A 10,771-nucleotide genomic window follows, 5' to 3' on the forward strand; every position below is an offset into this window, starting at 1 on the left:
CAACGCCAGCGTGACGCCCTCGACCTGGCGGGCCCCTGCCTGACCGCGCAACTGCCACACCAATTCAGCGCACTGCGCCAAACCTGTTGCGCCCAGCGGGTGGCCCTTGGACAGCAGCCCGCCCGACGGGTTGGTGACAACCCGCCCGCCGTAGGTGTTGTCGCCCTCGGCGATGAACTTCTCGGCGGTGCCCTCCGGGGTCAAACCCAGGCACTCATAGCTCAATACTTCGTTGGTGGTGAAGCAGTCATGCAGTTCGACGACGCTGATGTCCTCCGGACCGACCCCGGCTGCCTCATAGACCTGGTCGGCAGCGGCCTTGGCCATGTCGTAACCGACAACCGCGATCATGTCGCCGCAGAAGGTCGACGCAAAGTCAGTGGTCATCGCCTGCGCCCGGATTACCACCGTGGCGTCGAGCCCGTTGGCGCGCGCGAACTCCGCGCTGCACAAAATCGCCGCGGCAGCACCGCAGGTCGGCGGACAGCACTGCAGCCGTGTCAGCGGGCCGAAGATAGACGGAGACGCCAACACCTCCTCAACAGTGACCGGGTCGCGGAACACCGCATACGGGTTGTTGGCGGCATGCTTGCGCGCCTTGACCGCGACCTGCGCGAATACGGCGGGGTCCATGCCGTACTTGTCGGCGTACGCAATTCCCGCGCCGCCGAAATACTGCGCCGCCATCGGGGCGGCGTCATCCCACCCCTGAAGCGCCCTCGTGGTGTCGTCGAACCGGGCGAAAGCGCTGGGCCGATCACTCCACATCGAACCCAGCGCCCCGCGCATCATCTGCTCGAAGCCAAGCGCGATCACACAGTCCGCTGCGCCGGTCTCGATCGCCTGCCGCGCCAAGAACAACGCCGACGAGCCCGTCGAACAATTGTTGTTGACATTGACGATCGGAATACCGGTCTGGCCCAGCCCGTACAACGAGGCCTGACCCGACGTCGAGTCGCCATACACGTAGCCCACGTATCCCTGCTGCACCGCGGCGTATTCGATGCCGGCGTCATCGAGAGCCCTCCGCGCGGCGGCTTGGGCCATGACGTCATACGGCTCGCTCTTCCTCGGTGTGCTGAACGGAATCATCCCGACGCCCGCCACCACGACACGTCCGCCCATAACCACTCCCTCGCCGATTTCCAAAACTACGGAATATTCACTTAGTGAATCACGTCATCGGCTGCAGCGCAACTAGCACGCGCTGAGCATCGGATATGTGATCGAAGATCACGACCGAAGAACCGATTCGCAAGCACTCGACGTTCACATAGGGCTAAGCAGGATTCAGATAGAGGTTCCTGGCAGGGCGACTGCAATATCGGCCAGTTTCGCTTCAACTCCTGCTCGACGTGCCGCTACGCGCGCTGAAATGACGCGGTGGAGCGGATTGCCCGCCGATAGGTGCGCGGACCACAGCCGAACCAGGCTGACAAGAACGACCGGGCACGCTCTGCTCGGCGAATCCGAGCCCGCGGGTCAGGTGGAACAGGCTCAGGTCAATGTCGCTCAACCAGCGTTCTGCGGCTTCCCGGCGGAATCGCGCGTCGGGCGTTCACAACAGGGTTAGCGTCGATGTGTCGAGAGGTCGCCCTGCGATCTGGGCGGCGAACCGACTGGAGATGGACCGATGAACGCAAACGTGCTCGATCGGATCGGGGCGCGAAAGATATTGCAACGGGCTGGCGTCGTGGACGAGTCGGCGACCGCCATGGCATCAGACCCCGAAGAGGTTTCCCAACTGCTCGCCGCGCGGTGGTACGAGGAGCGGGTGTGCGGACTTGCGGCGACCCTTGGGCGAGACCCGGACAGCGTGCGCGCGGAGGCGGCCGGCTACCTGCGCGAAATGGCGGCGTCGGTGGACGAGCGGTCGGTGGAAGCCTGGCGTGGCTTCAGTCGTTGGTTCATGCGGGCCTACGACGTTCTGGTCGACGACGAGCGGGTGGCGGAACTGCGCAAGCTCGACCGTAAGGCGACGCTTGCGTTCGCGTTCTCGCACCGGTCCTACCTGGACGGCATGCTGCTGCCCGAGGCGATCATCACGAACCGGCTCAAGCCCGCGCTGACCTATGGCGGGGCGAATATGAACTTCTTCCCGTTCGGCACGGTTGCGAAACGTACCGGGGCGATCTTTATCCGGCGCCAGACCAGGGACATTCCCGTCTACCGGTTCGCGCTGCGCGCCTATACCGCGCAGCTGGTGCAAAATCACGCCAACCTCACCTGGTCGATCGAAGGAGGCAGGACCCGGACCGGCAAACTACGACCCCCGGTGTACGGCATCCTGCGTTACATCAGCGACGCCGTCGACGAGATCGACGGCCCTGAGGTGTATCTCGTGCCCACCTCGATCGTCTATGACCAGCTGCACGAGGTGGGCGCGATGACCACCGAGGCATCCGGCGGCGTGAAGCCGCCCGAGGATCTCCGGTTTTTGGTCCGGCTTGCCCGGCAGCAGGCCCACCGGCTCGGCCGCGCCTACCTGGACTTCGGCGAACCGGTGCCGCTGCGCAAGCGCCTAGAGGAATTGCGGGCCGACACATCAGCGTCCGGCAACGAGATCGAGCGCATCGCGCTCGACATGTCGCACCGGATCAACCGCGCAACGCCTGTCACGCCCACCGCGGTAGTGAGCCTCGCGCTGCTGGGTGCGGACCGTTCGCTCACGATCGGCGAGGTGATGGCCACGGTGCGCCCGCTCGCGAGTTACATCGCGGCGCGCAACTGGAAGGTCGCCGGTGCGGCTGATCTGACGAATCGGTCGGCGATCCGATGGACGCTGCACGAGCTGGTCGCCTCCGGTGTGGTGAGCGTCTACGACGCCGGGACGGAACCGGTCTGGGGCATCGGCGAGCAGCAGCACTTGGTTGCGGCGTTCTACCGGAACACGGCGATCCACATTCTGGTCGATCGCGCCATCGCCGAGATGGCATTGCTCGCCGCGGCGGAAAGTGGCGCCGATTCCCGGGCGACCGTGCACGACGAGGCGCTGCGTCTTCGGGAGCTGTTGAAGTTCGAGTTCTTGTTCTCCGCACGCGCGGAGTTCGAGCGCGACCTGACCGACGAACTGCGCCTCATCGGCGCGGCCGTGGATGACACGGCCAAGAATTGGACCGCAGCCGATGCGCGGTCGCTGCTGGAGTCGGCCGACCCACTGCTGGCGCACCTGGTGTTGCGCCCGTTCCTCGACGCCTACGACATCGTCGCCGACCGACTGGCCGCCCATGAGGACGAGTCGTTCGACGAGAAGGCCTTTCTCACCGAATGCCTGCAGATTGGCAAGCAGTGGGAGCTGCAGCGCAGAATCGCCAGCGCCGAGTCGAGGTCGATGGAACTGTTCAAGACGGCACTCCGCCTGGCTCGGCATCGTGAGTTGTTCGGCGGCGACGACATCGCCAAACGCCGGCAGCAGTTTGCCGACGAGATCGCCACGGCGATACGACGAGTCAACAAGATAGCAGAGCTGGCCAGAGGGCGATGACCAGCGCGCGCGAGGCGATCGAGAAGGTTCGGCAGGGGCCCTCCGGGCCCCGGATCGGCGCGTTCTTCGATCTCGACGGCACCCTGGTGCAGGGCTACACGGCCGCGGCGTTCTATTCCGACCGCGTCCGCAGCGGTGAGGTCTCGTCCGGCGAATTTCTCCGAGTTCTGCTGTCGGCGCTGGACACCGGCCTAGGTGGCGACCCGGCGAAGTTCGCCGACGCGGCGTTCATGGGGCTGCGCGGGCGCACCGAGGACACGCTGACCGAACTCGGGGAGCGGCTCTTCGTGCAGAAGGTCTCGGGCACCATGCGCCCGGGGGCACGCGAACTGGTGCGGGCGCATCGCCGAATGGGACACACACTCGCGATTGCCTCGTCGGCTTCCAGATACCAGATCGAGCCAGTCGCGACGGACCTCGGTATCGAACACCTGTTGTGCACGCATGTTGAGGTCGAAGACGGCATCCTGACCGGTCGGCTCGCCGGGCCAATGCTTTGGGGTGAACCCAAGGGCGCGGCCGTACGAGAGTTTGCCCGTGGCAACAAGATCGATCTGCCGGCGAGCTACGCGTACGCCAACGGCGCCGAGGACGTGCCGTTCCTTGCTTCGGTCGGCAGCCCGAGCGCACTGAATCCCCACCCGGGGCTCGCCGCCGCCGCGCAGGCGCAGGGCTGGCCAATTCTGACCTTGCGGGAACCACGCAAGCCCGGCCTGCGGGCACTGCTGGGCACCGCAGCGGCGATGGGCGCGTTCAATACCGGGATGGGTCTGGGATTCGCGCTCGGAGCGCTGCGCCGCGATCCCGAGCTCGGCCTCAACGCCGCCTTACCGCTGGCCTGTGACAGCGCGCTCGCGCTGGCCGGTGTGCGTTTGAACGTCGTTGGTGAAGATAACCTTTGGGCACGTCGTCCCGCGGTGTTCGTCGGCAACCACCAGAGTTCGCTGGATGTTCTGATCGTGGGCTCCCTGGTCCGCCGGAATCTCACGGGCGTGGCCAAAAAGGAAGCCCGCTACGACCCGCGCATGATCATCGGCAGCCAGCTGATGGACCTGGCGTTCATTGACCGGTCAAATCCCGAGAGCGCCAAGCGCGACATCGATGCGCTCGTCGAGCGGATCCGTTCCGGCACGTCGGTGGCGATCATGCCCGAGGGCACCCGCACCCCGACACCGACCGTCGCACGGTTCAAGAAGGGTGCGTTCCATCTAGCGATGCAGGCGGGCGTGCCCATGGTGCCCATCGTCATTCGCAACGCGGGTGAATTGATGTGGCGGCGGTCGATGGTCATCAACCCCGGCACCGTGGATGTCGCTGTACTGGAACCGATCCCGACGGAAGACTGGACCGTTGGCGACCTGGATGCCCGCGTCGCCGAGGTTCGCCAGAAGTTCGTCGACACCCTCGATGACTGGCCGATTGATGGGGAGGTGTCATGAGCGACCACGATCAAACCGTCGCGGATGCGAATCTGCAGGCCTGGTCCAAGGCGTCGCAGTGGGGGCGCAGCCCGCGGATGACGGAGTTCGAGGCCCTGATGTGGCGATCCGAGCGCCACCCCCAGCAGTCCTCGACCATCCTCTCGGTGATGCTGCTCGACACCACGCCGGACTGGGATCGCCTTGTGGCGGCTCACGAATGGGGAACCCAGCTGATCGCCCGCACCCGTCAGCGCGTGGTCGAACCCGCCTTGCCGGTGGGCCCGCCGGCCTGGGTCCTCGACGAGCACTTCCGGCTGGACTACCACCTGCGCCGCGTGCGGCTACCGGGCGCCGGTTCGATGCGGGCCCTGCTGGACCACGCGGCGGCGTTCGCGCTGGTGCCGCTGGACCGCCACCGGCCGCTGTGGGAGGCGCGGCTTGTTGAGGGGCTCGATGACGGCCGCGCGGCGTATGTGCTGAAGATGCACCACTCGCTCACCGACGGCATGGGCGGGATCGAACTGCTGTCGTCCCTGCAGAGCCGAACCCGCGAGCACACTCCGGACAAGCCGCGGCCCGAACCAGCAGAGGACGGCGAACCCGATATCGACTCGATCCGGCTGGCAGTCGACGAGATTGGCGAAATGCTTCTTGCATCCCCCGGCATCGCGGTGGCCGTGGCCCGGTCGGGTGTCGGCCTGCTGACCCGGCCGCGGGATGCGGTCGGGCAGGCACTGCGGTACGCGGGTTCGCTGCGACGGGTGCTGTCGCCGCCGCCTGCCGCCTCGTCGCCATTGCTCCGCGGCCGCACCGGACGTGTCTGGCGCTACGGCGTGCTGGAATGCCCGCTGGCGGAATTGAAGTCGGCCGGTAAAGCCGGCGGCGGGTCGGTGAACGATGCGTTCGTCGCGGCGCTGTTGGGCGGGTTGCGGATCTATCACGAACGGCACGGCGTCGAGCTGGACCGCCTGCCGATGGCGATGCCGGTGTCATTGCGTAAGGCCGATGATCCGATGGGCGGCAATAAATGGGCCGGGGCGCTGTTCGCCGCGCCGATCGGTATCGCCGACCCGGCGGAGCGCATCGCGGCCATTCGGGGCACGGTGCTATCGCTGCGCACCGAGCCGGCGCTGGACACGTTCTCACTCGTGGCTCCGCTGGCGAACAGGCTGCCGTCGGGGGTGGGCGCCACGTTGTCCCGGCTCGGGGCTGCGGCCGATATGTCCGCCTCGAACGTGCCCGGCCTGCCGTATCAGACGTATCTCGCCGGGGCCAAGGTCGAGCGACTGTATCCATTCGGCCCGCTGCCCGGTGTCGCCGTGATGGCGGCAATGGTCTCCCACGCCGGAACCTGCTGCTTCGGGCTCAACATCGATGGCGCGGCGGTTGCGGACGTCGAAGCCGTGCTGGGCTGCTTTGGCGCGGGATTGGAAGAGACACTGGCCGTGGGCTGAGCGCCGGCTCCGCGTGTGGCCTGCGCCCTGGCTTTCCCCTTCCGACAACCAGAGGAGAGCTGGCCGATCGCGAACAATCGTCGCCGCCTGCCCCAGGGCGCTTTGCCGCACCCCGGTGGCGCCGGCCCGGCCCTGCTGCCCCTCGGCGGTGCCCTCACCGGCGGCGCCATTGGTTTGATCAGACAGCGCGGAAAACCCCTAGGAGGCGCCGGCGATAGGTGGCGTGGTCGTCGAGTACGGGTTCGACATGGTGGTGGTGCCGGTCGAGGTCGAGGTGTCGGTCAGAGCGCTGGTATCGCGTGTCGTCTCCGCCGGCGGTGGCTCGCTGGAACTCGTTTCCGGCGTTGTCGTCGCGGTCGTCGTCGTCGTGGTCGTGGTCGTCGTCGTGCGTGTCGTAATCGTCGTAGTCGTGGTCGTCGTCGGCAGGTCGGTTCCCGACGGAGCGGTGGAGTGGCGGGAGGTCTGCACGACCGCGAACACGATCACGGCAACCACGACCAGGCCGCCCACGGCGGCGGCGAACACCGCACCCGGTTGTTCGTACCACTGGCCGTCCGCCACGGGGATCGATCGTAGGGCCTCGCGTTAGCTGTGGCACAACTGAGAGACTGTCCTGGTGCGTTCAGCCGCGCAGTGCTGGCTTACCGACATGGACGGTGTGCTGGTCCGCGAGGACCACGCTCTGCCGGGCGCCGCCGAGTTTCTCCGGCGGCTCGTCGACCGGGGGCGTCGGTTTCTCGTCCTGACCAACAACTCCATCTTCACGCCGCGCGACCTGTCGGCCCGGCTGGCCATGTCGGGGCTCGCGGTGCCCGAGCAGGCGATCTGGACCTCAGCCACCGCCACCGCCACCTTCCTGGATAGCCAGGTCAAGGGCGGCTCGGCGTACGTGATCGGCGAGGCGGGGCTCACGACGGCGCTGCACGAAATCGGCTACACGTTGACCGACATCGATCCGGATTTCGTCGTGCTCGGCGAGACCAGGACGTACTCGTTCTCGGCGATCACCAGGGCCATCCGGTTGATCGGCGCGGGCGCCCGGTTCATCGCAACCAATCCCGATGCCACCGGGCCGTCGTCCGAGGGCCCGCTGCCGGCCACCGGCTCGGTCGCGGCACTGATCACCAAGGCGACGGGCCGCGACCCGTACTTCGTCGGCAAGCCGAACCCGATGATGTTCCGCAGCGCGCTGAATCGCATCGAGGCTCATTCGGAGAGCACCATGATGGTCGGCGACCGGATGGACACCGACGTCGTCGCCGGCATCGAGGCCGGCCTCGACACGATCCTCGTGCTGACCGGGTCGACCACCCTCGAGGAAGTCGAGAGGTATCCGTTCCGGCCCGGCCGCATCCTGCAGTCGATCGCCGAAGCGATCGAGCTCGTCTAGAGCGCCTTGAGTTCCTCGCTCACTGCGCTGACCGACTTCTTCGCGTCCCCGAAGAGCATCGTGGTGCCTTCGCCGTAGAACAGCGGGTTGTCGATGCCGGCGAAGCCGGAGTTCATCGATCGTTTGAGCACGATCACCGACTTGGCCTTGTCGACGTTGAGGATCGGCATGCCGTAGATCGGGGAGTTGGGCTCGTTGCGCGCCGCGGGGTTGGTGACGTCGTTGGCGCCGATGACCATCGCGACATCGGTGCGGGCGAACTCGTCGTTGATGTCGTCCATTTCCTGCATCGCGTCGTAGGGCACGTCGGCCTCGGCTAACAGCACGTTCATGTGGCCGGGCATCCGGCCGGCCACCGGGTGGATGGCGTATTTGACCGGCACCCCGCGCTGCTCGAGCAGGGTGGCCATGTCCTTGACCGCGTGCTGGGCCTGCGCGACCGCCATGCCGTAGCCGGGCACCACGATAACCTGGTTGGCGTAGGCCATCTGGATGGCGGCGTCCGCGGCCGAGGTGGACTTGACCGTGCGGTCGACGCCGTCACCGGAGCCCACCGCGACCCCGCTGCCGCCGAACCCGCCGGCGACGATCGCCGGGATGGAGCGGTTCATCGCCTTGGCCATCAGGTTGGTCAGGATCGAACCCGATGCGCCCACGATCATGCCGGCGACGATCATCGCGGTGTTGTTAAGCGCCAGGCCCGCGGCGGCGGCCGAGAGCCCCGTCATCGCGTTCAGCATCGAGATGACCACCGGCATGTCGGCGCCGCCGATCGGCAGCACCACCATCAGACCCAGCACGCCGGCGGCCCCCAGCAGCCCGATCATCCACCACAGCGACGCCCCGCCGCCGGGATGCGCGGCCAGCCCGATGATCACCGCCGACGCCACCGCAGCGACCAGGAGCAGCGCGTTCAGGGGCTGCTGGGCCTTGCCCACGCTGATCGGGCGGCCGGGCAGGATCTCCTGCAGCTTGCCGAACGCGATGAGCGACCCCCAAAACGAGATCGATCCGATGATCGCGGCGAACAGCGATGCCACGACGATGTTCACGGTCGGCGACTCGCCGTGGTGAAACGCCGAAAAGCCGTTGGTGTCCAGGAATTCCGACAGCGAGATCAGCGCGACGGTGCCGCCGCCCACCCCGTTGAACAAAGCGACCAGCTGCGGCATCGCGGTCATCTTGGTCAGCCGGGCAGGCGGCACACCCAGCGCCACACCCACCAGCAGGCCCGCGATGATCAGCGCCCAGTTGTGGGTGTGGCGAATCGCGACCAGCGTGGCGATCACCGCGATCGCCATGCCCGTCGCGGCGATCCAGTTGCCCCGCACGGCGGTCCTTGGGCCGGTCAGGCCCATCAGGCCGTAGATGAACAGCGAGAACGCGACGATATAGAGGACCGCGACGAGGTAGTTCACTTCACCCGCCCGTTCGCCGCCGCGCCGTCAGCCGCGCGACCGGCCTTGGCGACCTCAGCCTTGGCCGGCTTCTTGCCCTTGAACATGCCCAGCATGCGGTCGGTGACCACGAAGCCGCCGACCACGTTGAGCGTGCCGAACACCAGCGCGACGAACAAGATGATCTGCTCGGCGATCGTCGGGTGCTCCAGACCCCCCAGCACCACCAGCGCGCCCAAGACGACGACACCGTGGATCGCATTCGTGCCCGACATCAACGGCGTGTGCAGGGTGTTGGGCACCTTGGAGATCACCGCGAAGCCGACGAACCCCGCCAGCACCAGGATCGCCAGGTTGGCCAGCAGTTGGTCATACATCGTTCAGTCCTCCCTGGGACGGGTCACGCACGCGCCCGCGACCACCTCGTCGTCGAAATCGGGCGCCAGCCGCCCGTCCTTGATCAGCAGCTCCAGCAGCGCGGTGATGTTCTTGGCATACAGCTCGCTGGCGTGCTCGGGCATCGTGGCGGGCAGGTTCAGCGGCGCGGCGATCGTCACGTCGTGGCGCACGACGGTCTCGCCCGGCTCTGTCAGCTCACAATTGCCGCCGGCCTCCCCGGCCAGATCGACCACCACGCTCCCGGCCGCCATGCCCGCCACCGCGTCGGCGGTCACCAGCCGCGGCGCGGGCCGCCCGGGTACCAACGCCGTGGTGATCACGACGTCGAAGCCGGTGATGGCCTTTTCCAGCGCCTTCTGCTGGGAAGCGCGCTCCTCGTCGGAAAGTTCCCGGGCGTAGCCGCCCTCCCCCGCCGCGTCGATGCCCAGGTCCAGCCACTGGGCGCCCACCGAGCGCACCTGATCGGCGACCTCGGGCCGCACGTCATACCCGGTGGTGCGGGCCCCCAGCCGCTTGGCGGTGGCCAGCGCCTGCAACCCGGCCACCCCGACACCGAGCACCAGCACCATGGCCGGCTTCACGGTGCCCGCCGCGGTGGTCAGCATCGGGAAAAACCGCGTCGCCTCCCACGCCGCCAACAGCGCCGCCTTGTAGCCGGCCACGTTGGCCTGCGACGACAGCGCGTCCATCGCCTGCGCCCGCGAGATCCGCGGAATCGCCTCCAGCGCGAACGCGGCCACCCCGGCCTCCTTCAGCGCACCGATGTTGGTGTCGGCGCTGCGCGGCGCCAAGAAGCCGATCAACGTCTGGCCGCGGCGCAACCGGCCCACCTCCTCGTCGGTCGGCGGCGCCACCTTGACCACCACGTCGGCCGACCAGGCGTCGCCGATCGTGGCGCCGGCCTTGGTGTACAGGTCGTCGGGCAGCAGGGCCCCCGCGCCCGCCCCCGGCTCCACCACCACCGCCACGCCCCGGGCGGTCAGGCCGGCGACTGCCTTGGGCACCAGCGCCACCCGGCGCTCACCCTCGGCCGACTCCGCGACCACCCCGATCGTCGTCTGCGTCTCCGTCACCTGACCGCCTCAACTTCCCCCGCCGGATTCACCCTGCGGTATGCCCATCCGATATTTACTTGGGTGCTCAGACACCCTAGTAGGAAGGGGCTCGCATGGCCGTGGAGCGGTTGCTGCCCACCCCGGAGGCGGCCGAGTTGATCGCGCTCACCC

9 protein-coding genes are annotated in these 10,771 nt (G+C 67.5%); 4 read left to right on the top strand and 5 right to left on the bottom strand.

What is annotated here, in order from left to right:
• On the bottom strand, positions 1-1,125 hold a 1,125-nt coding region (locus VKG81_RS02380), incomplete at its 3' end, for a lipid-transfer protein (RefSeq protein ID WP_324389333.1).
• Between the two features lie 508 nt (positions 1,126-1,633).
• Here VKG81_RS02380 and VKG81_RS02390 point away from each other — a divergent pair.
• From VKG81_RS02390 to VKG81_RS02400, 3 genes are read left to right on the top strand one after another with little or no spacing between them, the layout of a single operon-like run.
• The gene (locus tag VKG81_RS02390) at positions 1,634-3,484 is read left to right on the top strand and encodes a lysophospholipid acyltransferase (protein WP_324389335.1); all 1,851 of its coding nucleotides are present in this window, start codon (positions 1,634-1,636) and stop codon (positions 3,482-3,484) included.
• Positions 3,481-4,923 carry an HAD-IB family hydrolase gene (locus VKG81_RS02395; protein WP_324389337.1) on the top strand — a complete coding sequence of 481 codons (1,443 nt, stop codon included), beginning with the start codon at positions 3,481-3,483 and terminating at the stop codon, positions 4,921-4,923. The genes VKG81_RS02390 and VKG81_RS02395 overlap by 4 nt, the downstream gene beginning before the upstream one ends.
• On the top strand, positions 4,920-6,359 hold the full coding sequence (locus tag VKG81_RS02400; protein ID WP_324389339.1) for a wax ester/triacylglycerol synthase domain-containing protein: 1,440 nt from the start codon (positions 4,920-4,922) through the stop codon (positions 6,357-6,359). Before VKG81_RS02395 ends, VKG81_RS02400 begins: the two co-directional genes overlap by 4 nt.
• A gap of 198 nt (positions 6,360-6,557) precedes the next feature.
• On the opposite strand, the gene VKG81_RS02405 is transcribed toward VKG81_RS02400, so the two are convergent.
• Positions 6,558-6,920: a hypothetical protein gene (locus VKG81_RS02405; RefSeq protein ID WP_324389341.1), complete on the bottom strand. Its 363-nt coding sequence runs from the start codon at positions 6,918-6,920 to the stop codon at positions 6,558-6,560.
• 55 nt (positions 6,921-6,975) lie between these two features.
• Here VKG81_RS02405 and VKG81_RS02410 point away from each other — a divergent pair, with 55 nt between their 5' ends.
• The gene (locus VKG81_RS02410; RefSeq protein WP_324389343.1) at positions 6,976-7,749 is read left to right on the top strand and encodes an HAD-IIA family hydrolase; all 774 of its coding nucleotides are present in this window, start codon (positions 6,976-6,978) and stop codon (positions 7,747-7,749) included.
• Here VKG81_RS02410 and VKG81_RS02415 read toward each other — a convergent pair.
• From VKG81_RS02415 to VKG81_RS02425, 3 genes are read right to left on the bottom strand one after another with little or no spacing between them, the layout of a single operon-like run.
• Entirely contained in the window at positions 7,746-9,167 is a 1,422-nt protein-coding gene (locus VKG81_RS02415) for an NAD(P)(+) transhydrogenase (Re/Si-specific) subunit beta (RefSeq protein WP_324389345.1), read from the bottom strand. The two genes, VKG81_RS02410 and VKG81_RS02415, sit on opposite strands and share 4 nt — an antisense overlap.
• Positions 9,164-9,523, bottom strand: a complete 360-nt coding sequence (locus VKG81_RS02420) for an NAD(P) transhydrogenase subunit alpha (RefSeq protein ID WP_324389347.1) — start codon at positions 9,521-9,523, stop codon at positions 9,164-9,166. Before VKG81_RS02420 ends, VKG81_RS02415 begins: the two co-directional genes overlap by 4 nt.
• 3 nt (positions 9,524-9,526) lie before the next feature.
• The gene (locus VKG81_RS02425; RefSeq protein WP_324389349.1) at positions 9,527-10,618 is read right to left on the bottom strand and encodes a Re/Si-specific NAD(P)(+) transhydrogenase subunit alpha; all 1,092 of its coding nucleotides are present in this window, start codon (positions 10,616-10,618) and stop codon (positions 9,527-9,529) included.
• Between the last annotated feature and the right edge of the window lie 153 nt (positions 10,619-10,771).

This window comes from Mycobacterium sp., from assembly GCF_035314905.1.
Lineage (GTDB): Bacteria > Actinomycetota > Actinomycetes > Mycobacteriales > Mycobacteriaceae > Mycobacterium.

Bases quoted from the DNA above. Each gene is read 5' to 3' on its own strand.
- VKG81_RS02395 (WP_324389337.1), top strand. From the start codon at position 3,481: ATGACCAGCGCGCGCGAGGCGATCGAGAAGGTTCGGCAGGGGCCCTCC.
- VKG81_RS02420 (WP_324389347.1), bottom strand. From the start codon at position 9,523: ATGTATGACCAACTGCTGGCCAACCTGGCGATCCTGGTGCTGGCGGGG.
- VKG81_RS02400 (WP_324389339.1), top strand. From the start codon at position 4,920: ATGAGCGACCACGATCAAACCGTCGCGGATGCGAATCTGCAGGCCTGG.
- VKG81_RS02390 (WP_324389335.1), top strand. From the start codon at position 1,634: ATGAACGCAAACGTGCTCGATCGGATCGGGGCGCGAAAGATATTGCAA.